The 23,683-nt window shown below is 35.5% G+C and carries 14 protein-coding genes; 9 read left to right on the top strand and 5 right to left on the bottom strand.

Features of this window, described 5'->3' with window-relative positions; genetic code table 11:
* The first annotated feature begins 58 nt into the window (after nt 1-58).
* Entirely contained in the window at nt 59-1,549 is a 1,491-nt protein-coding gene (locus MKX37_RS04450) for a coproporphyrinogen III oxidase (protein ID WP_002010930.1), read from the top strand.
* A gap of 271 nt (nt 1,550-1,820) precedes the next feature.
* Nucleotides 1,821-3,377, top strand: coding sequence for a fatty acid--CoA ligase (locus MKX37_RS04455; RefSeq protein WP_033730860.1), 1,557 nt, complete (start codon nt 1,821-1,823; stop codon nt 3,375-3,377).
* A gap of 38 nt (nt 3,378-3,415) precedes the next feature.
* On the opposite strand, the gene MKX37_RS04460 is transcribed toward MKX37_RS04455, so the two are convergent.
* Nucleotides 3,416-3,886: a hypothetical protein gene (locus tag MKX37_RS04460; RefSeq protein WP_002010927.1), complete on the bottom strand. Its 471-nt coding sequence runs from the start codon at nt 3,884-3,886 to the stop codon at nt 3,416-3,418.
* Nucleotides 3,887-4,119: 233 nt separating this feature from the next.
* Here MKX37_RS04460 and MKX37_RS04465 point away from each other — a divergent pair, with 233 nt between their 5' ends.
* Nucleotides 4,120-5,598, top strand: a complete 1,479-nt coding sequence (locus MKX37_RS04465; RefSeq protein WP_002125536.1) for a SulP family inorganic anion transporter — start codon at nt 4,120-4,122, stop codon at nt 5,596-5,598.
* A 234-nt stretch (nt 5,599-5,832) separates the two neighbouring features.
* A complete protein-coding gene (locus MKX37_RS04470) occupies nt 5,833-6,204 on the top strand; it encodes a hypothetical protein (protein ID WP_033730862.1) in 372 nt (123 codons plus the stop codon).
* A 70-nt stretch (nt 6,205-6,274) separates the two neighbouring features.
* Here MKX37_RS04470 and MKX37_RS04475 read toward each other — a convergent pair whose 3' ends face one another.
* Together MKX37_RS04475 and secA2 are read right to left on the bottom strand one after the other, a co-directional pair.
* Nucleotides 6,275-7,156: an accessory Sec system S-layer assembly protein gene (locus tag MKX37_RS04475; RefSeq protein ID WP_002030040.1), complete on the bottom strand. Its 882-nt coding sequence runs from the start codon at nt 7,154-7,156 to the stop codon at nt 6,275-6,277.
* 11 nt (nt 7,157-7,167) lie between these two features.
* Complete coding sequence (secA2, locus tag MKX37_RS04480) at nt 7,168-9,537, bottom strand: accessory Sec system translocase SecA2 (RefSeq protein ID WP_002125541.1); 2,370 nt, start codon at nt 9,535-9,537, stop codon at nt 7,168-7,170.
* Between the two features lie 269 nt (nt 9,538-9,806).
* On the opposite strand from secA2, the gene MKX37_RS04485 reads away from it, so the two are divergent.
* The 4 genes from MKX37_RS04485 (at nt 9,807) to MKX37_RS04500 (ending at nt 19,099) form a co-directional block, all read left to right on the top strand.
* Nucleotides 9,807-11,327, top strand: coding sequence for a putative polysaccharide biosynthesis protein (locus MKX37_RS04485; protein WP_033730863.1), 1,521 nt, complete (start codon nt 9,807-9,809; stop codon nt 11,325-11,327).
* A gap of 165 nt (nt 11,328-11,492) precedes the next feature.
* Nucleotides 11,493-12,593, top strand: a complete 1,101-nt coding sequence (csaB, locus tag MKX37_RS04490; RefSeq protein WP_002125544.1) for a polysaccharide pyruvyl transferase CsaB — start codon at nt 11,493-11,495, stop codon at nt 12,591-12,593.
* Between the two features lie 726 nt (nt 12,594-13,319).
* A complete protein-coding gene (locus tag MKX37_RS04495) occupies nt 13,320-15,764 on the top strand; it encodes an S-layer homology domain-containing protein (protein ID WP_078422569.1) in 2,445 nt (814 codons plus the stop codon).
* A gap of 710 nt (nt 15,765-16,474) precedes the next feature.
* The gene (locus MKX37_RS04500; RefSeq protein WP_050000867.1) at nt 16,475-19,099 is read left to right on the top strand and encodes an S-layer homology domain-containing protein; all 2,625 of its coding nucleotides are present in this window, start codon (nt 16,475-16,477) and stop codon (nt 19,097-19,099) included.
* Nucleotides 19,100-19,203: 104 nt separating this feature from the next.
* Here MKX37_RS04500 and patB1 read toward each other — a convergent pair whose 3' ends face one another.
* Entirely contained in the window at nt 19,204-20,394 is a 1,191-nt protein-coding gene (gene patB1 / locus MKX37_RS04505) for a secondary cell wall polysaccharide O-acetyltransferase PatB1 (protein WP_002125551.1), read from the bottom strand.
* A gap of 179 nt (nt 20,395-20,573) precedes the next feature.
* Complete coding sequence (locus MKX37_RS04510; RefSeq protein WP_078203457.1) at nt 20,574-21,989, bottom strand: MBOAT family O-acyltransferase; 1,416 nt, start codon at nt 21,987-21,989, stop codon at nt 20,574-20,576.
* A gap of 227 nt (nt 21,990-22,216) precedes the next feature.
* On the opposite strand from MKX37_RS04510, the gene MKX37_RS04515 reads away from it, so the two are divergent.
* Nucleotides 22,217-23,674: an MBOAT family O-acyltransferase gene (locus MKX37_RS04515; RefSeq protein WP_063226577.1), complete on the top strand. Its 1,458-nt coding sequence runs from the start codon at nt 22,217-22,219 to the stop codon at nt 23,672-23,674.
* The last annotated feature ends 9 nt before the right edge of the window (nt 23,675-23,683 follow it).

Genomic DNA, 23,683 nt, shown 5'->3' on the forward strand with positions numbered 1-23,683 from the left:
TTGACCTTCAAACGCCCTTCAAGTAAACTAAAGAGAGTTTGCAAATGAAAAGGTGATAATGTTGTTAATTTCAATTAAAACGTTACAAGATGATCGTTTTTTACGTCCGCTACAAAATATTGGCGGTTTATTTTTTGAAGAGAGCACGATAGGGTTTGAGAAAGAAGAAGCAAATCTTATCGTTGATATACAGATAGAAGGTAATGTGACAGCATCGGCTCGTTTAACAGATGTTGCAACCGGAAATGTATATGAAGAAACATTCGCAAAAGATTTATCTGCTTTCACAGAAGAAAAAGAACGTATGAAGCAAGTGAAACATGTTGTTTCTTACGTATATCTTTCTGTACTTCAACAGCTAACTGGACTTGAACAGAGCTGGGGAATATTAACTGGGGTACGCCCAACGAAACTTCTTCACAAACTACTTCAAAATGGTATGTCAAAAGAAGAAGCGCATAAAGAACTTCGTGAAAGTTATTTAATTCATGAAGAGAAAATTGAACTTCTTCAGCGTATTGTTGATTGCCAATTAGCGGTTGTTCCAGATTTATACCGCTTGAAAGAAGAAGTAAGTATTTACATCGGTATTCCGTTTTGTCCTACAAAATGTGCGTACTGTACGTTCCCGGCTTATGCAATTAACGGACGCCAAGGATCAGTTGATTCGTTCTTAGGCGGGTTACATTATGAAGTTCGTGAAATTGGTAAGTTTTTAAAAGAAAAAGGTGTTACAGTTACGACGATTTATTACGGCGGCGGTACACCGACGAGTATTACAGCAGAAGAGATGGATATGTTGTATGAAGAAATGTACCAAGCTTTCCCTGATGTGAAAGATGTACGTGAAGTAACAGTTGAGGCAGGTCGCCCAGATACGATCACACCAGCAAAGCTAGAAGTGTTAAATAAATGGAACATTGACCGTATTAGTATTAATCCGCAGTCATACCATCAAGAAACACTAAAAGCAATTGGACGTCATCACACTGTAGAAGAAACGATTGAGAAGTATCATTTAGCACGTGAAATGGGAATGAACAATATTAATATGGATTTAATTATTGGTCTTCCTGGTGAAGGATTAGACATCTTTAAGCATACGTTAGATGAAACAGAAAAGTTAATGCCAGAATCGTTAACAGTTCATACGTTATCATTTAAACGTGCTTCTGAAATGACGCAAAACAAACGTAAATATAAAGTAGCAGGTCGCGAAGAAATTACTGCGATGATGCATGAGGCGGAAGAGTGGACGAAGAACCATAATTACGTGCCATACTATTTATATCGTCAAAAAAATATTTTAGGTAACTTAGAAAACGTTGGGTATGCAATACCGACGCAAGAAAGTATCTACAATATTGTTATTATGGAAGAAGTACAATCGATTATCGGACTTGGTTGCGGGGCATCAAGTAAATTTGTTCACCCACAAACAGGAGCAATTACACACTTTGCGAATCCGAAAGATCCAAAATCATATAACGATGGCTTCGTGAAATATACAGAAGATAAACTGAAAATTTTAGAAGAGCTATTCGTGTAAGAAGAAGGGGGTTGTTCCGATTTGGAACAGCCTCTTTTTATATTGTCAGTTTTTGTCGGTAAGTCGATATATTCGAAAAATAGCTGATATAAATTGAGTTGCGTTCGATATATTCAAAAAATCGCCGATATAATTTCATTTACCATCAAACGGTCCATATGTAAAACTATGTCGATAATAATCAGAAAAATTAGTCAGATTATTAGAGGACAATGTCTACTTATAGACGAAATGATAGATTTATGAAAGAGAAAAGGGGGAAATTGTTGGCATGTACATGACGATAGGGAGAATTTTTGATTTGACAGTTGGCAAGTATCCGAATAAAGAGGCGTTAGTAGAACCAGAAAAAAATATTCGTTGGACATATAAACAGTGGGATGAGCAAATAAATAAAACGGCGCAAGCTCTATTGAAAGAAGGAGTAAGAAAGGGAGATTGTGTATCTGTTTACCTATATAACTGTCGTGAATTTGTAAACGTTTACTTAGCCTGTGCGAAAATTGGCGCGATCTTCAATCCAATTAATTTCCGCTTAAAAGCAAAAGAATTATCGTATATCCTCCAAGATGCAGCCTCGAAAGTAGTCGTCTTTGAAAAAGCAGTCGAATCAACAGTTACTATGATTGAACGAGATTTTCCAAATTCGTCTTTTTGGTACGTGGAAGACGATGCACCTTCCTATGCTAGTTCTTACCATGAAAAAGTAAATGAAGCATCAGCTGAAAAAGTAGATATTGTAGTCGATGAAATGGACTTTTGTTCTATGCTTTATACGAGCGGAACGACGGGTCATCCGAAAGGCGTACTACATCGCCATCGTGATATGGCTGAGCATAGTATGATTTGTACGTATTTCATAAAATATAATAGGGATAGCGCCGGGCTTGTGGTAGCACCTTTATATCATTGCGGCGAGTTAAATGCTGGAATTATACCGCGCATTCAAGTTGGTGGAAAGAATGTTATTTTACATCATTTTGATACGGATAGAGTATTACATACCATTCAAGAAGAGAAGATTACGACGTTTTTTGCAGCACCGACGATGTGGAATATGTTACTGCAAAAAGATCTAACTAAGTATGATTTAACTTCGATGAAAATCGGTGTATATGGCGGGGCTGCGATGGCTCCGGCGTTAGTGAAGGAATGTAAAGAGCGTCTTTATATTGATCTTGTCCAAATTTACGGAATGACAGAAATGGGACCAGTTGTTGCGTTTCTCGTAGAAGAGGATCAAATTACGAAAGCTGGTTCAGCAGGAACGCCGTGCTTTAGCCATGAAATTCGAATTGTGAAACCGAACGAAGATGGACCAGCAGAGCCAGATGATACGTTGCCTCCTTATGAAGTAGGGGAAATTATTTTGCGCGGTCCAACTATGATGGCTGGTTATCATAATCGAGAAGAAGCAAATGCAAAATCGATGTATAAAGGATGGTATCACTCGGGTGATTTAGGTTATTTCGATAAAGATGGCTATTTATTCGTCGCAGATCGTGTGGATGATATGGTAATTAGCGGAGGCGTTAATATTTATCCACGTGAAATTGAAGATTTTCTTCATAGTCACCCTGGTGTATTAGATGTTGCGGTACTTGGTGAGCCCGATGAACTATGGGGAGAGCGTGTCGTTGCGGTTGTTGTAAAGAAAGATGAAAATATTACAGAAGCTGATTTAGAAACGTATTGCAAAGAAAGTGATGAATTAGCAGACTATAAACGTCCGCGTCATTACTTATTTGCAGATGAACTTCCTCGTAATGCGAGTGGGAAGTTGCAAAAATTTGTGCTGAGAGAGTCGTTAAAAGGTATGAAAAAATAATGAAAAAATGCCTTTCCAAATTCGGAAAGGCATTTTTATTACTTGCGTGAGAAACCTTCTTCATCAAGGTATTCCGCAGCTTCTGGATAAGAGTTGAATGTACCGTCTAAGTTTACGCCAGCGTAAACGTTCCACATGTCATCCTCTTGAATAAGAGTTAGGATATGACCGTCTTCGTTACGCCATTCTTCTTCCGCAGCAGGTTCCATTGGTGCTACAATTTCCTCTTGCTCCTGTGATAGACGTTCAATTACTTTTTCAATTAATGAACGCAGTTCTTCTTCTGAAAACTCGCGGATGTTAATCATGCCTTTATCATCTGTTCTATAACCTTTAATGAAGTTTGCATATACAAATCCGTTTCCATTTGGGTGTAAATGATATACAACGTTCTTTTTATCTAAACGACTTTCTTCAAAGTGAAAGTTTACGCGTTTTAATGATACGTTCTTTCTTTCTAATTCCGGGAAAGATTCAATAATTGATAATTTTTCTTCAAAAGTTAGCATAGTGCCTCCAAGTATATAGTAAAAGATTTAATTTGTTCATTATAGCATAGTCAAGTTTGTTTCCAAAGGTAGATTCGTCATATTGCTGTTTTTTAGTTTGACTTGGGAAGGCTATTTGTAAATGTAGACGTTTACTTCACGAGACTGTAAAGAGTTTTTTATAAATACGCTAACGAATGATTTGTTTTAGATGTACAATGGAACATGGACTTTATAAGAAGGTGGTTATTTATATGTTTCAAAAAATAGCAAAGGAATGTTTAGCAGGGTTTACTGTTGCGATTGTTGCCTTGCCGCTAGCGATTGCATTTGGTATTGCTGCAACGGGAACGTCTGAGGGAGCACTGGTCGGATTGTATGGTGCAATTTTTGCAGGTTTGTTTGCGGCGTTATTTGGCGGTACACCGGGGCAAGTAACGGGTCCTACTGGGCCGATTACAGTAATTGCAACGGGCGTTATTGCAACTCACGGATTAGAAGCAAGTTTTATTGCATTTATGATGGCGGGGTTATTTCAAATTTTATTTGGTGTATGTAAGCTCGGCTCTTACGTTCGTTACATTCCGTATCCTGTTGTTTCAGGGTTTATGAATGGGATTGCACTGATTATTATTTTAGGTGAAATGAAGCACGTACAAAATAGCTTTCTGCTTGTGTTATTAACGATCATTGTAATGATTGTTTCTGGAAAATGGATTAAGGCCATTCCATCAAGTTTAGTAGCATTAGTAGGTGTTACAGTAACGTTGCCGTTATTTTCTTCTATGCTACAAGGAATTACGGTCAACTTACCAGTTGTAGGAACTCTTTCTTTAAATAAGATGATTGAAAAAATAGGTGCAATTCCAGAGGCGATGCCATCTCTTCACGTACCGAATTTAGACGCAAATGGCATGTTAGCACTTGTATTACCAGCACTTAGTATTGCTTTACTAGGATCAATTGACTCGTTATTAACGTCTGTCGTAATGGATAATGTGACGGGGACACGTCATAAAAGTAATAAAGAGTTAATCGGACAAGGTATTGGCAATATTGCGAGTGGTTTGTTCGGTGGATTAGCAGGAGCAGGTGCAACTGTTAGATCTATCGTCAATATAAGAAGCGGGGGGAAGACGGCACTGTCGGCTTGTATGCATAGTGTCATATTATTTATTTTCATTATGGGACTCGGTTCAGTGGTACAATATATTCCGCTTGCTGTATTATCAGGTATTTTAATTTTAACTGGCATAGGGATGTTTGATTGGGAAAGCATGAAGAAAGCACATGTAGCACCAAGAGGTGATGTGATTGTTATGTTCGTGACGATGGTTGTGACAGTGAAATTCGATTTAATGGTTGCTGTTGCGTTTGGCATTATTCTTTCCTTCATTATATACATGGTGAAGTGTAAAGAACGTAAAGCTTCTATTATAAAAGAAAAAGAAGCGACGTATACGATTCAGGGACCACTTTCATTTCTATCAGTAGATCGTATTTTTGCTTCTTTACAAGATGTGAAGTCACCAGTTAGTTTGCGTATGAAAGATGTACGTTATATGGATGTATCAGGAGCTATGGCGTTATTAAACTTTGTTGAGCAATCGGATAAAGCAGGAGTGCGTGTGACACTTGAACATGTACATCCGCATGTTGAAAAGACGATAGTAATGATGGCGAATGATGAGCAAAAAGAGAAACTGCAGTTTTTAAAAGTTAAGGCAATATAACAATAAGAACCTTCACATGAATTGCGTTATAGAGTGTGAAGGTTCTTATTATTTGTATATGTGCTTACTATGTATAAAATCATTATATCTAAATGTTATACGTCTGTTGACAATTGATTTTCTACACAGTATAGTAACATCTTAGATTAGCAATGTGCTATTATAAGAAGGTATATGAATTTTGAGATTCCTTTATATTCAGAAGGAAGAGCTTTAAGCTGGAGGGAATATTTGATGTACAAACAGTTACCACATGGAGTGAAGATCGGGATTACACGATCAATTGTTGTTTCTTTTAAGAGATATATGAAAGAAATTGAATGGAATGAAGAAAAATTTGATATGCAGCAATTTGTTGAACAGTGGAAACAATATTTATACACAAAATCAACTTGGATTAATAAAGTAGATGACGAGTTGAAAGGACATCCAGATTTCCATCAAGCATTAGCGATGAAAGTAAATGAAAAAATTAATGAGCTTATTAGTGAGCAGCCGAGCGAAGAACAATTAGAGCTGTTAAACAAGAGCGAAGTAAAGCATGTAGATGAAATGTGTAAACTAGAAGCTGAGTATCATATTGAACGTTTATTAGTAACGAAGTAGATTTTACATAAAAAATAGAGCCTATCCTAAAGGTGTGATGACCATCTTTTAGGATAGGCTTTTTTGTATATTAGTCTTGTGGTACAAATGCTTTCCAGCTAGATAAATCCATATTTTGTTTCAAGATGGATGAAGCAGGGAAAACAAATGACCACGGTTTTGTAGTATTCGCTTTAATTTCAAGATTCGGTAACGTGAAAGCACCTTTAACAACGACTTCTCCAGAAGCATCTTCAATATGAAGAGGAAGTTGCTCTAGTTGAATGTTATCTTTACAGCCGTTACGAATTAGAAGTGTTGTATGTAAATCGCCGTTCTCTTTCAGTGCGGCTTGTAAACCTAGGAAGTTAATTTCACCTTCATTTGGAGGTGTTAAATTGTCTACAAAATTACGTAAAGCATCTTTGCTTGCTTCAGGTAACTGAGATTCCCAAGATGGATCTAAATCTAGTTGATGCTTACTTTCAAGTTCGAAAGCTAATTCCCAATCTGATTGAGATAGTTCAGCTTCCGTTATTGTTTCTTGCTCAAATGTAAATACGAAAGGCATATTCACGTTTTCAGGAATATCGCCAAGTGCAGATAGGTTAAATGTTTTACGTGCGCACAGCTTTTTATCTTTGTTTAATAGAAGTAATGTAACTTCTTCGAAAGAAATTGGTTTTGGGACACTGCTGCGAATGAAAGCAGCTACATCGTATGCGCCATCACGTTTTTCAATTTCAATTCCTGATAAGGAAATTTGATATTCTTGTAAACGTGGTAATTCTTTATGTAAAAATTGATAAATGTATTTTTGTTCTTGTGCTACGTCACCCCAGCTAGGATGGAAGTAAAGAACTGGCTTTACCGTTTTGTTTTGAGAAGTAGTTTCTTCTTGTCCAAATAATTGATTACTAGAAACAGTAGTATCTTTTCCTTTTTTCTTTGCCTTTTTCAGGAATGATAACATAAATTTTCACCTCATGATTGTACGTTTTCTGGAACTGCTAAATGTCTCGCGATATATCGGCACATTTCTTTTTCAAAATTACCGTAAGTGTATAAGAAAATATCCAAACCTTCTTTTTGGTAAAGGCGAGTTGGATCTTCTTGTTGATATTGTCTTAAGCCAATACCTTCTTTCAAGTGAGTCATTGCATCTAAGTGATTTACCCAGTTTTGATCTAGGAAGTGTAAACCAACGTAGCGCAGTGATTGTTGTAAATCCGCATGGTCATTTAATTCTTGTACACGTTCGATATAGCTAGAAATTGTATCTTTTAAAACGATTTGTAAATCCTCAGGCGAATGTACGTCGTTCGCAGATAATGGCGGCAAAGTTTCAACCGCTAAAACTTCTTTAATAGATGCTGTTAAACTAGTGAAATCCCATTCTTCAGGAAGCATTCCTTCGAAAAGGTGCTGCTTAGCAATTGCATCCACAGAGTGTTCAATCATTGGAATAACAAGTTCTATCATATTTGTTTCTTCTTTTAGAAGGTTGTTACGTAGTGTGTATATAACATTACGTTGATCATTAATTACGTCATCTAATTTTAAATTATATTCACGCATTGAGAAATGACCACCTTCACAAATTAATTGTGTACGGTTAATGAAATCATGAACTTTAGATGTATTAATAAGCCCCGTTTTGTCAGGTTTCAGTGATTTCTCCAGCTTTTCTACTTCTTCATGAGCAAAGCGCTTTAGCATCTCATCTTCTAAAGATAGGAAAAATTGAGAGCTTCCCGGATCACCTTGGCGACCAGCTCGTCCTTTAAGCTGGTTATCAACGCGGCGAGATTCATGACGTTCTGTTCCAATTACATGTAATCCACCAAGGGTGTGGACACCTTCACCTAGTAAAATATCAGTACCTCGGCCTGCCATATTGGTAGCGATTGTAATTTGACCTTTTTGCCCAGCAGTTGCAATTAAGTCTGCTTCTTGCTCTGCACTTTTAGCGTTTAATAATTGATACTTTATGTTTGCTTCATCTAAATAACGAGCAACAGTTTCAGATTGCAAGATAGACATCGTTCCAATTAAAATAGGGCGTCCTTGCTTATGCTGTTTTAGAACTTCTTCACGCACAGCTTTATATTTATCATCAGCTGTTACATATACTACGTCATTTTTATCTTCACGAAGAATAGGACGGTTCGTTGGAATTGGAATAACTTCCATATTATATACACGGTTGAATTCTTTTTCTTCCGTTTTTGCGGTACCTGTCATACCTGATAATGCCGGATACATACGGAAGAAGTTTTGAATTGTAATAGAAGCTTGTGTTTGGTTTTCTTCTGTAATTTCTAAACCTTCTTTTGCTTCTAGTGCTTGATGTAAGCCGTCACTTAAAGAGCGACCATCCATAACACGTCCTGTGAAAATATCTACAAGTAGTATTTTTTCATCATGCACAATATAGTCAACGTCAAGCTGGAAAGCGACATTGGCACGTAATGATTGAATCATATAATGGTATAGAGTTTGATGCTCTAAATCATATAAGTTATCGATGTCAAATAAATCTTCTATTTTTGTAATACCGTCTTCTGTAAAACTAGCTGATTTCGATTCTGCATCGTATGTATAGTGAAGGGTATCTTGGAATGATTTGATAACTTTTGCACATAAATAATGCAAATCAGAGCTACCTGATTTCTTCCCAGCAATGATAAGTGGCGTTTTCGCCTCATCAATTAAAACGCTATCAATCTCATCGATAATAGCAAAGTGATAGGGGCGCTGAACTTGATCATTTTGTGAAGCAGCCATATTATCGCGAAGATAGTCAAAGCCAAACTCTGTTCCAATACCGTATGTAATATCAGCTTTGTACGCAAGTTTCTTTTCAGAAGGATCGATTTGAGGAATATTTAATCCAACTTGTAAGCCTAGAAATTCATGGACTTGGCCAATTAACTCTTTATCACGCTTCGCTAAGTAATCGTTTACAGTAATAACATGAACGCCTTTTCCTTCAAGGGCACGTACATATGTTGGGAGAGAGGAAACTAATGTTTTCCCTTCACCAGTTGGCATCTCCGCAATATTACCTTCTAGTAATACAAGTCCTCCGATTAACTGCACATCGTAATGGCGTAATCCAAGCACACGTTTTGCGGCTTCGCGTACAACAGCGAATGCTTCTACTTTTATGTCATCAACTGTTTTACCATCCTTAAGCATACTTTTGAATGTGACAGTTTTGTGACGTAATTCTTCGTCAGGTAAATCAGCCATTTGTTTTTCCAAATCATTAATATCTTGAACGAGTTGTTCATATTTTTTTAGCTTTCTTTTTTGAGAATCTCCTAACAATTTCTTTACCGAATTCAGCATGTTGTAAACACTCCTCTTACTGACAATAGCTACATTATAGCACATGTTTATCCTGAACAAGTAGAAGTAGTAAATTGAAGAAAATACTGGATAAAAAAACATATATATGGCACATATTATATTTAAAACATAAAAAGAAAGAGAGTATTCAATATATAAGAAATTTGGTATGATAACTAAATGAGATAAAGTGATGATTCTCAAGTTGAATGAATAATATGGATTTAATATTTTATGTAGATTATATATTGAAAGAAAAGAGATAGAAGATGAATAAAAAGTTTGTAAAAGGCGCTGCGATTTTAACCGTTACAACGTTTATATCGAAAGTAGTGGGGAGTTTTTTTCAAATTCCATTGCAAAATATAGCAGGGGATGAAGTACTTGGAATTTTTCGCCTTGTTTTTCCTGTATATATGATAGCCTTAACTTTATCAGTAGCGGGAGTCCCGCTAGCAATATCCCAGTTAATAGCTGATCTTCATGAAAAGAATGATCGTGACGGAATAGCTAAATTGTTTACGTCCGCATCTATTATCGGTGTTATATTTGGGGTGCTCGGATTTTTAATTATTATCATTGGATCGAGTGGCATTGCAAATATGCTTGGTGGGCAAGAGACGAGGCTAGCATTAATTGTTACTTCGTTTGCTTTATTAATCGCACCGTATATGGCAGTGTACCGTGGATATTTCCAAGGGTTCGGAGATATGATACCTACTGGTGTATCACAAGTAATTGAACAGTTGATACGCGTATTCTTTATGCTAACAATAGCCTATATATTTGTATATTGGAATAAAGCTAGTGATATCATAACAGGCGGAGCAATGATTGGTTCTTGTTTTGGTGTTATTACGTCACTCATATATTTGCGAATGAAATATGTGAAAAGCACGTATCGCTATAAGAGCGAAACATATTCATTACAAGATTTTAAGACAAACGCGAAAAACATACTTCGTGTTTCAATTCCAATTGCAATCGGAGCGTTATCGATGCCTGTTTTAAATTTAGTTGATTCTGTAACAATTCCACATGTGCTACATGAATCTTCTACAACTATTCAGGAACAATTTGGTATATATAGCCGTGGTTTTGCATTTACGCAATTAATTGTTGTATTTGCAAGTGCGATAGTATTTCCGTTAATTCCATTATTAACAGCTGCTTTAACAAAAAAAGATATAGCTTTAGCTAAACTGACAGTAAAACGTACAAATGAATTTGCGCACGTTTTAACAATGCCGATAACGATATGGCTTATGGCGCTTGCAGTACCGCTTAATGTTGCATTATTTACAGATACAAAAGGAAGTGGCATGTTAGCTATTTTAATTGGTAGCTCGTATTTCACATCACTTATGGTATTATCAATAGGAATCTTGCAAGGGATTAATCGTTCGATGCAAGCAGCATGGATTGTCATCGGTGTAAGTTTTGTAAAAATTGTATTAAATATAGCGCTAGTAAACCAATTCGGTATAAATGGAGCAGCGTATAGTACTCTAATTATTTATATAATGATTTGTATCGCAAATCATATTTATATTAGAAAAGATCTTTCCTATCCAATAGCTATAGGGAAATTTTTGGCTGTGATTGGAGTATCTAGTATTTTAGGTATAGCATTATACTTTGGGTCTACATTAATCAATGTGACAGATTCCAGGATTTTAGCAATGATATATAGTGCTGTAGCGCTAAGTATAGCTTCAGTGTTATATGGCATATGTGCATTGAAACTAAACTGGATATCGAAAGAACAAATTCCATTTTTACGTAAATAAAATCGTTGATTATAGAAAATGAACAGTATTATACATGGGTATGACTTGTTAGATGTTTGTGAAAGAAATCAATTTGAAGTTATCAAACCTTTCTCGGCAAGGAATGGATAACAATTTGTTTAATTACAAAAAGAGTTGATTGCGAAATGTTGGAGGAGATTAAGAGTGCGGTTAGTTTTATCAGGATATTATGGTTTTTATAATGTTGGGGACGAAGCAATTTTGCAATCAATTATTAAAGCGCTACATGAAGAGGATCCTACTCTTGAGCTTGTTGTACTTTCAAATGACCCCGACTATACAAGAAAAATGTACGGTGTAGAAGCAGTAAACCGATGGGATATAAGAGCGATTTACCGAGAAATAAAGAGAAGTAATGGTTTAATTAGCGGAGGTGGAAGTCTCTTACAAGATAAGACGAGTATTAAGAGTATTTTATACTATACGGGTATTATGCGGCTTGCCCGTTTTTTGAAAAAGCCGTATTATATTTACGCCCAAGGAATCGGGCCTATCACGAAGAAGCAAAATCGTTTATTAGTGAAATGGCATGTATCAAAGGCTGAATATATATCAGTACGTGATGAAGACTCTTTTTTGTACTTAAAAGAAATTGGTATTAAGAAAGACATCGAACTTGTTCCAGATCCAGTATTAGCTTGTCAGCCAGAAGAAAAGAAATCCGATTGGCTTCAAAAACATGCGCTGCAAGGAAAGGTCGTTGCGGTTAGTGTAAGGTACTGGGATGCAAAAGAAGATTATATGAAGAAGTTAGCAGATACGCTGAAAAAGCTTAAGCAAGAGGGATACCATATTTTATTTGTACCGATGCATGGACCATTTGATCAAAATGCATCAAGGGATATCATTAATTTGATGGGAGAAGAAGCACACATGCTCCCTTATAAAATGGATATTCATGAGAAAATCTCTATTTTATCAGAATGCTCTCTTTTAATAGGAATGAGACTGCATGCTCTTATATTATCGGCAGTTGCAAACACGCCTATGATTGGAATTTCATATGATCCAAAGATCGATTCGTTTTTACAACAAGTAAATCAGCCGATTATTGGGAATGTGGATGGAGACTGGACGACAGAAACATTACATAGTATGGCGATTAAGCAATTAGAGCAGACAGAATATGTACAGGAAACGTTAGGACAAAGGGTAGAGGAATTGCGAGAGCAAATTTCCATAGCGTCCAAATATATTATTAATGACTTACATGCAAAAGAGTCTATAAAAAGAGGAATGGAATAGAGGCCATTCCTCTTTTTATTCAATAATTGAGTAGAAAAAAGAACAGGGATCACCTGTTCTTTTTTGCTATGTAAGTAAAAGTTTGAAAGAGAAGCGTATTGAAGAAAAAATAAAATGTCGACAAAAAATATAAAAATGTAGAATAATGTCGAAAAAAATAACAGATTAAAGGTTTGGTTGTTCTGGAGTAGGTATGTTTTTATCTTAAAATCTTAACATTAGTATATAAAGAATATTAATATAATACGTTTTACATGAAAATAATTGGATAATGATGTCGGTTTTGTTCAAAAAATGAATTTAAGAATAATGTCGAAAGTTATAAAAACGTCTTGTCGATTAATGTCGTAATATCTTCATAGTTAGATATTGAAATTGCAAGCGTTTTTCTGCTATAGTTGTAAATGGTTATATAAATATTGTACAAACGTAGTTCTGACGCAATGTTTCGTCCATTTTGAATATTCTGATTTTATAATCTGATTATTTAAAATAAAAGTCGAAAAAAATGAACATTAGAATTACGAAAATTCACTTTTTTGTCGAATTTAAGGATTTAAATTCAGATAAATATGGTGTAATATGTTTATTATTCTGTATTATGGAATCATTTCTATATATAGGATCTTAACTACATTTATATTTACTAGTTTCAACATTAAATAGAATATCTATTTAAAACATTATGGAACTAGTATTACATTCCTGAAGGAGGAAATATATAAAATGGCAAAGACTAACTCTTACAAAAAATTAATCGCTGGTACAATGACAGCAGCAATGGTAGCAGGTGTTGTTTCTCCAGTAGCAGCAGCAGGTAAATCATTCCCAGACGTTCCAGCTGATCACTGGGGAATTGATTCTATTAACTACTTAACAGAAAAAGGCGCAATTGCAGGTAATGGCACAGGAATGTTCGAGCCTGAAAAAGAAATCACTCGTGCAGAAGCAGCTACAATGATGGCTAAAATCTTAAACTTACCAATCGAGAAAGATGCTAAACCATCTTACACTGATTCTCAAGACCACTGGGCTACTTCAATCATCGCAGCAGTTGAAAAAGCTGGCGTAGTTAAAGGTAAAGGTGAAGGTAAATTCGATCCAGACGGAAAAATCGACCGCGTTTCTATGGCAGCAATGCTTGTACCAGCTTTCAAATTAGACACTAAAGTAACTGGTACTCCAGAAACTAAATTCGACGACTTACAAGATAGCTGGGGTAAAGACAAAGCTAACATCCTAGTTGAATTAGGAATCTCTGTAGGTACTGGCGGCAAATGGGAGCCAAATAAATCTGTAACTAAAGCAGAAGCAGCTCAATTTATTGCTAAGACTGACAAGCAGTTCGGACAAAAAGCAGAAGCTAAAGTTGAGTCTATTAAAGCAATCAACGCTAAAGAAATCGAAGTTAAATTCGGTGCTGAAGTTAAAGATGTGACTGCTGCAAACTTTGCAATTTCACAAGAGGGCATGACATTTGATGCTCCAAAACTAAGTAAAGATAAAAAATCTGTAATCTTAACAGTAGCTGGAGACAAAAAACTTGAGAACAAAGAAGCTTACGTTTTAACTGTTCAAAATGTTAAAACTGTTGACGGTAAAGATGTTCCAAAAAAATATGAAGTTATCTTCTTTAACGATGAAGTAGCTCCAACTGTATCTACAGTATCTACTCCAGATGGAAATGTTAAAGTTGTATTCAGTGAAAAATTAAGTGCAGATGAAGTTACTGTTGTTATTAACGGTAAACAAATCAAAGCTACTCCTGTAGACAATACAGTTACATTAACAAAAGCTCAAGTTCAAGACGTAGTTAAAAACGGCGAAGAATTTAACGTAATCGTAACTGGTGCTAAAGATTACACTGGTAACACTATGGAAATGTACGAAGGAAAAGCTACTTACAAAGTAGAAAAAGATGTTACAGCTCCAGAAGTTAAAGATGTTAAAGTGAAAGACCTTGCTAATGGTACAGCTACATTAGAAGCTACATTTACAGAAGAACTTTCTGCACAAGGTACAGTAGTTGTGAAAAAAGGTAATACAGTAGTAAAAGAGGCTACAATTGCTCTTGATCAAGATAAAACAAAAGCGCTTGTTACAGTACCGGGTGCTCTTACAGATAAAGAAACAGCTGCAGATCTTACAGTTGAATTTGTTGGCTACAAAGATTTAGCAAACAATGTAGGTACTAAAGTATCTAAAGCAGTAAAAGTTACAAAAGATGTTGTAGCTCCTAACTTAGTTAAAGTTGTGGCAGATCAAAATAAAGAAGCTACATTTACTTTTGATAAAGATGTAACTAAACAAGACGGAAAAATTCGTGTAATCAATTTAGATACAAGCAGAGATGTAACTGGTGAAGTGACAATCGAAGCAGCAAAAGACAACAGCAAAGGTATTACATTAACATTCCCAGCAAAAGGTAACTACAAAGTAGCTGCTACAAAAGGTCTTGTAAAAGATGCAGCTGGTAATGAGTCTGCAGCATTTACTAAAGAAGTGAAAGTTGTAGAAAAAGAATCTGAAAAAGAAACAGATAAAGTAGCTCCAGCAGTAACAGGCGTGGCTTTTGATAAAGCTACAAATAAAATTACAGTAAACTTTGATAAAGAAGTAAAAGGTGGCCAAGTAGCTGAATCAGCTTCTAATGTAAACAATTACACATTAGCTGGTGCTAAATTACCAGAAGGTGCTCTAATCGTATTAGACGGTACAAATGCAGTTATTGAGTTACCATCTACATTTACTTTCGAAAAATCAGAAACAGTTAAATTTACAGTAGCTAATGTTGCAAACAAAGACGGAGTGAAAATGGGTACGAAAAACCTATTATTAAACGTTGTAGATACAAAAGCTCCTGAATTCCAGTCAGCTAAAATTACAAAAGTTGACGCTAAAGAAATTACTTTAACATTCTCTGAAGCTGTGAACGTTGATGCAACTGACTTTGTTATTGACCTAAATGGTGTAGCGTTAACAGTAGCAAAAGCTGATGACAAAGCAGCTAAAGAAGTAGTACTTAAAGTAACAGCTCCAACAGATGTTAACTTAGCAACTGGTACATTAACACTTAAAACTAAAGAACTTAAAGATAATGCAACTTTAAATACAGTTGATACAGCAGCTAACAAACTTGTTGCTTTCAAACCAGTAACAGTAGCTCGCTAATTGAAATTTATTTCAATGGAAAGAGTCCACATTATGTGGGCTCTTTTTTTATGGTCTAATTTTCATATAAAACAATCTGTGGAAAAGTGATCATATTTTGAAGATTGATAGTTAGTTTATTGAGAAATAAAATGACAGCGTTTTCAAAAAAAGAAAAATACCCCATTAATATGTAAATTTTTTGTAAATTAACACCTTTTTTCGTTAAAAAAACATTCGAAAAGAAGTGGAAAATGTCGAATTACGATAATTTAAGTCGAATGTAGTCTGAAAATTGTATTTATTGTAAAAAACATTTAGGTGATGAAGTGGAAATATGTGCTATAATTCCAATTGTGTATTTGATATGAAAAATATACGAAGCGCGGTGATAGTAGTTTTTAGGAAAAAAGTTTGTTCATTTCTATATTTTAGTATTATTAATATCTTAATAATACAATAAAAAGACTGAATTATCAGAATGTGTCGAATCTTCTTTTGAGAAAGTTCTTGATAACGAATAGTTTTGTATAGTATGATGAACTTGTTTCAAAAAATGGTATTTAAACCTTATATTTACATTTAACGGTTTGTATCATTTTATTATGTGAACTACTTTTCGCATGATATTTTGTATTTTTATTGTTTTATGGCTTTTTAAGTAACTAGTTTTCAAATTACATATGATATGAAACTAGTAGCACATAGTCCTAAAGGAGGAAAATAATAAAATGGCAAAGACTAACTCTTACAAAAAAGTAATCGCAGGTACAATGACAGCAGCAATGGTAGCAGGAGTTGTATCTCCAGTAGCAGCTGCAGGTAAATCATTCCCGGATGTTCCAGCTGATCATTGGGCATTAGATTCTATCAACTACTTAGTAGATAAAGGTGCAATCAAAGGTAAGCCAGACGGTACATATGGCCCAGCTGAAGCAATTGATCGCGCTTCTGCAGCTGTAATTTTCACTCAAATTTTAGGATTACCAGTTGATGAAAATGCTCAGCCATCTTTCAAAGATGCTAAAAATACATGGGCTGCTAAATATATCGCAGCAGTTGAAAAAGCAGGTATCGTTAAAGGTGACGGTAAAGATAACTTCTATCCAGAAGGAAAAATCGACCGTGCTTCTTTCGCATCTATGCTAGTAGGTGCTTATAACTTAAAAGAAAAAGTAGATGGCACATTAGTTACAACATTTGATGATTTAAGAGGACATTGGGGTGAAGAAAAAGCAAACATCCTAATTAATCTTGGAATCTCTGTAGGTACTGGTGGCAAATGGGAGCCAAATAAAACTGTATCTCGTGCAGAAGCAGCTCAATTTATCGCAGTAACAGATAAAAAATATGCAAAATCAGATAACAGTGTTGCGAAAGTAACAAACGTTACTGCTACTGAGCCAACACAATTAACGTTAACTGGTACAGGGTTAAACAATCTTACTGCTGAAGATGTTACGCTTGAAGGAAATAAAGCGATCGCACTTGAAGCGAGTAAAGATGGAAAATCTGCAGTTGTAACGTTAAGCGGAAAAATCGCTCCAAATAAAGAGCTTCCTGTTAAAGTAAAAGGCGATTCATTTAATGTGAAGTATGTATACGAAGTGAAAAAATTACGCGTAGAACAACTTACATTCGATGACGATCGTGCAGACCAAGCAGTTGTCTTCAAATTAAATGAAGAAAAAGGCAATGCTGATATCGAGTATTTAGATATCGCTGGTCATGATGTGAAATTTGTTGCGAATAAATTAGATGGTACTCCAGCAAATATCTTTGAAGGTGGTACTGCAGAGTCAACAACTGGTAAATTAGCAGTTGGTATCGACGAAGGTAAATACAAAGTTGAAGTACAAGTGACAAAACGTGGCGGCATCACAGTTTCTAACACTGGTATCATCGAAGTGAAAAATCTTGATGCAGAAGCAACAGCAATTAAAGATGTTGTGTTTGCGGTAGATACAGATAAAGCTGGTGTAAATTATGCTAAAGCTTTAAGTGGAACAGACTTCACATTAAACAGCAAAACATTAGTTGCTGGTGAAAAAGCAGGTATCCATAAAGTTGTTGCTCAAATTAACAAAGAGAACAAAGTTGTTGATCCTAGCGCGATTATCTTAAAATCATCTAACCCAGGTGTTATCTCTGTTAAAAACGGTGAAATTAAAGCAGAAGCAGCTGGTTCTGCAACAATTACTGTTAAAGTGGGCGATGTAACAAAATCATTTGATTTCGTTGTAAAAACGGATACTCGTAAACTTACAACTGTAAAAGCTAACCCAGATCAATTAAAAGTTGTAGATGGTAAAGAATTACCAGTTACATTCGTAACAACTGACCAATACGGCGATCCATTTGGTGCGAATGAAGGTGCTATTAAAGAAGTATTCCCACAAACAGGCGCTGTAACTGCATTAGAGGTTATTACGACAAATGAAGGTTCTATCGGTACATCTTCTATTAAAGTTAAAGGTGCGAAAGTTGGAGCTGGTACAATCCACTTCCAAAATCCAAATGCAAGTGGTGAAGGTTACGGATCACTTCATGTTGAAGTTACGAAGAGCAACATCGGTCATGAAGCTCCACGCTTAGAGCTTGTTTCTAAAGCTGGTCAAAAAGGTGAAGCTGCTGACACTACACTTGGTGCTGGAAATACAGTAAACTATCAATTATCTAATTACACTACAGAAGGCGTATATGCTGATGCAGCTGATTTAGCAGGATATGAATTAAGAGTAGGTAATGAAGGTATCGCTTCAGCGAAAATCGAAGGAAAAACATTAAAAGTAACAGGTAAAAAAGCAGGTGTTACAGATGTTATCTTAACTAAAGATGGCGCTACAGCTGGACACGCAACAATTACTGTTACACAAGAAAACATCCAAATTACATCTGTTAAATTTAAAGATGTAGAAGTTGAGCAATTCGAAAACCGCAAAGTTAATATCGACAGAGTACTAGACGTTGTGAAGAGTGATAAAGATGATGTTCTAAATGGCATCAAATTAAACATCTCAACAGAACATAAAGTACGTATCGTTGATGAAGGTACAGAGCAAGGTAAAGTTTACCTAGATCGTAACGACAATGCTACATTTGACGGTAACGATGTTGCGCTTGGTTATGTAACAGCTGTTAAATCAAATGATACAGTATCTAAAGAAGGAAACGAACTATTTAGCTTCTTAACTGACGAAACTGTTACTGAGAAAAATGATGTCTTCAAAGGTGTAACAACTGCGTTTGGGGATAAAGGTACAGTAATCTTTAAAGTTGTGAAAGACAGACTTGCACCAACTACTGAGTATGGTACAAAAGCTGTAACAATCAACGTTATTAAAGAAAAAATCTAATAATTAGATTTGCAATCCCCATGTCATTATGACATGGGGATTGTTTTTGGTTTCGAAAAAAATAGGTCTCTTTAGAGGATTCTAAAGAGACCTATTTTTAATAATTATTTCTTAAACTTAAACATCTCACCGCTCAAATTCGAATCACTATACACGAACAATACCATGTTAATGTTGTTGTCTTTAATGTATTGATATACATCCTTTTCGTGATAGTGACGAAGGTCGAGGATGGATGTGTGTTTGAAGCTTTGTGCTAAGTGAGGCACGATTGCGTTTGCGAATGAGTCTTTTAGGACTAAAGCTCGTACATCATTTGGTGCATTGTTATTTTCGATGACGATTTCTGGATAGTCATTTGCATAATAGCCTGCGTACGATGTTGTATCATTTTGTTTTTCTACGCCGTATAGTTCATCTAATGTGCGATATACTGTGCCATTTACATCTTTTGCGGCTACGCTCGTAAAGTTGAAACCGTCTTTCGGTGTGTAGTAGCATAGTTTTTCTCCAGTCGCATCGATCAGTTGGTAAAGCTGGTTGTTAAAGCTTCCGACTAGATGTGTATTTGGAGCACACGTACGAGTGTAATCTTCTGTTTTTATTTCTTTTCCTTTATATATAGAAGATTGTTGCGCGATTGTGTTCATTATATATTGATAGCCTAAGAAGGCACCATCCATATTCCAGTGATGGTCTGTTTTAAAGTACATACTTTGTATTTCTTCATTTGTATAGTTTTTCTTAAAATGTTCCATGAGTTTAATTGGCTTTACGTCCGCTGGAAGTTTATTTAGAAAATAATTTAAATTTTCCTGCGCATATGTGTGAATATGAGAAGGTAATTTAAATGATAATGCATTCGTTTTGGACGGTGGTAAGGCAAAGTAAAACTCAATGTTTTGTTCTTTTAAAAACTGAGATAAGTCGTTTACAGCTGGCATAGCTTGGTCAATCTCATTATATTTTGTAGTCCAAGCAGGGTTTTTCAGAAGCCATTTATCATCAGTTAGAATAATATCGTTAATGAGAGACTTGCCCATTTTAATTTGGGTAAGTGTATAGTTTTTTATGAGATCATCTCTTCCGATTAATTGATCGTTTGTATATGTCTCAAAGTCTTTAAAGAAACTACCATTTAAGGCAACTTCTTTTGTAAGAGCTGGTTTTTGAGCGAGCGGACGATTTTCAACGGGCGAAACTGCTCGATCAGTTTTGAGAAGCGATAATATGCCAAATGAAAAGATAATGGTGAGAAAACCGATAAATAGGACGATGTTCCCCAATTTTTTCATAATAACTTTTCCTTCCTACATAAAGTGAAACTTTAATCAGTGGGGGTTTTGTTCATCCCCCACCGATTATCAGCCTTAACCAATCGGGCTTTTCCGGGCAGCCCGACCCCAACCTAACTTCTTTGCTTTCGCTGAATTTTGAGGTGGGGGTCTTACTGCCCGGAAAATAGCGGGATAAGTTAAAACCTGAAGTAAATAAATGGATTATACGTCGAATTAATTAAATACATAATCGAAACCATAAATAATGTTAGTAATAATATAGGACGTACAACTTGCATCGTGAATATATACGTTTTGGGTGCAAGTTCTAATATGTTTTTAACACGTTTCAAAATTGGTGTCGCTGCGATAAAGGCGATGATAAATATGACAATGTATTCATGTATATATAGCATTGTGTTGTCATCGATGAAAGATTGCCTCCCTATGCCAAACATCGCTTTTAAATATTGGAACGAGTATGCGAAGTTATCAGCTCGGAAGAAGACCCAACCAATCATAACGATGATTAGTACATATGCATGTTGCAGCGGCTTCCATAGCTTATTTAATATTTTCTCGAATCCAGCTTTTTCAATCGAGATAATAAAGCCGTAATATAATCCCCAGGCGATAAATGTCCAGCTTGCCCCGTGCCATAAACCGGTTAATCCCCATACGATGAAGAGGTTACGGTAATTTGCTAGTTTGGATACACGGTTTCCGCCGAGCGGAATGTATATATAGTCGCGGAACCAAGAGCCTAGTGTAATATGCCATCTTCTCCAAAATTCTGAAATGGATTTCGAGATGTACGGATAATTGAAGTTTTTCGGGAAATCAAATCCGAACATTTTTCCAAGTCCAATTGCCATATCAGAGTATCCTGAGAAATCGAAATAGATTTGAAGTGTATAGGCGATAATACCAATCCAAGCCGTTCCAGCGCTCATTTCAGATGGTGGTAAGGCAAAGATTTTATCTGCGACAAATCCAACTTGATTGGCGATTAACATTTTTTTCGCTAATCCTAAAACGAAAATTTGGATACCTTCTGTAAATCGTTCAAAAGAATGGATGCGCGTTTTGATTTGATCAGCAACGATATTGTAACGAACGATTGGTCCGGCAATAAGCTGCGGGAAAATTGATATATATAGTGCTAAGTTAAGTGGATTCTTTTGAACATCCCCGTCTTTACGATATATGTCGATGACATAGGACATCGCTTGGAATGTATAAAATGAAATCCCAATTGGTAGTGGAATAGGTTCCACCTGGATAGATAAATGTAAAGCGTTGTTTAAAATGTCTGTGAAAAATGAAATATATTTAAAATAAGAAAGTAATAAAATATTTCCGACCACAGCCATAATTAAAAATGTGAATTTCATATTTTTTCGTTTATCATAATGATGCACGAGTAGGCCGAAGCAGTAGTTTAATATAATAGAAAAGAGCATTAAGAGGACGAATCGAGGTTCTCCCCATGCATAGAAAATTAAACTAAATGCAAGTAATACGAAATTACGTAGCTCGGCACGCACTATAAAATAGAAAAATAATACGAGAGGTAAAAAGATAAATAAGAAAACAGAACTACTAAATACCAAAGGACTCTCCTCACTTTTTTCAAAAATACATTTCGTGCAAAAAACCGACATTTCTATTATATATTCTTTTAAATAAAAGCGCCTTTAATATTTTATCATGTTAATAATTCGATTAAAATGATTATTATATATAATAGAAGAAAAGGGGAGCGGAATCCTTTTGACACTCACTATTTGGATAAGATAAGATGAATAAGGTGTGATTTGTTTGGAAGGGAAGAGATGGTGTGTTATTTAACTCATTTGAGTTTATTTTTTTATTTTTACCGATAGCATTTCTTTTATATTTTCTATTAAATAAATTTGGACATGCTACATTAGCGAAGGCTTGGCTTGTTGCGGCCTCTTTATTTTTCTATAGTTATTGGAATGTGAAATATTTACCGCTTATGTTAGTGTCACTCATTGTGAACTACTTTATCGGAATGAGGCTCGTAAAACATAAGAGTAAATTTCTTTTAACGGTAGGGTTAATATTTAATATAGGAATGCTTAGTTATTTCAAGTATTATGATTTCTTCTTACAAAATGTGAATTCATTATTTGGAACTCAGTTTACATTATTATCTTTAACGTTACCACTTGCGATTAGTTTCTATACGTTTCAAAAGATTGCATTTTTAGTAGATACGTATCGTGGTGAAACGAAAGCATGTCATTTTCTTGATTACGCATTGTTTGTAACGTTTTTTCCGCAGCTTATTGCAGGGCCGATTGTGCATCATGCGCAAATTATGCCGCAGTTTGCTGACGATAGTAAAAAGCACTGGCAATCGAAGTATATCGTTCTTGGTATATTTGTATTTGCAGTTGGTATTTTCAAAAAGGTAGGTATTGCAGATGTATTATCTCCCCTTGTACATGAAGGGTTTGATGTGCAGCAATCATTAACATTTGTCGAAGCATGGCTTTCATCGTTAGCGTTTACGTTCCAATTGTATTTTGATTTTAGTGGATATAGTGATATGGCAATTGGAATCGCTTTAATGTTTAATATTAAATTACCTCAAAACTTTAATTCACCGTATAAAGCAGTGAATATACAAGATTTTTGGCATCGTTGGCATATGACGCTTAGCCAGTTTTTAACGAAGTACGTATACATTTCTCTAGGAGGAAATCGAAAAGGAATTACGCGTACATACGTAAATATTATGATTGTATTTTTAATAAGTGGACTTTGGCACGGAGCTGGTTGGACATTTGTTTTTTGGGGATTCTTGCACGGTTTGGCTTCTGTTATTCATCGCCTATGGAGTAAAGCAGGAGGGCGCATGCCAGCCTTTGCTGGTTGGTTCGTTACGTTTTTCTTCATTAATATAACGTGGGTATTCTTTAGGGCAACATCTATGCATGATGCGGTGAAAGTGTTAAAAGGAATGTTCGGACTAAATGGAATCGAATTAGCAAATAGCGTATTCCCAGCATTTATAATAGAGAAGCTGCAATTTTTAAAAGAGTACGGTGTTTCATTTAGTGAAGGGTACCATGTCTCTTTATTAGATCCAAAAATGGTAGCGTATATTTTCGGAGCGTTATGTATTAGTTTCTTCTTAAAAAATTCAATTCAGTTAAAAGATTCATTCCGTCCGAATGTATGGACTGCTTTATTTACTGCAGTATTGCTCGTATATAGCGTGTTACATTTAACGAGTATTAGTGAGTTTTTATACTTTAATTTCTAGGTGGAGAAT

Origin of the sequence: Bacillus sp. FSL R5-0709 (assembly GCF_038004785.1) — a bacterium.
In the GTDB taxonomy this organism is placed as follows: domain Bacteria; phylum Bacillota; class Bacilli; order Bacillales; family Bacillaceae_G; genus Bacillus_A; species Bacillus_A mycoides.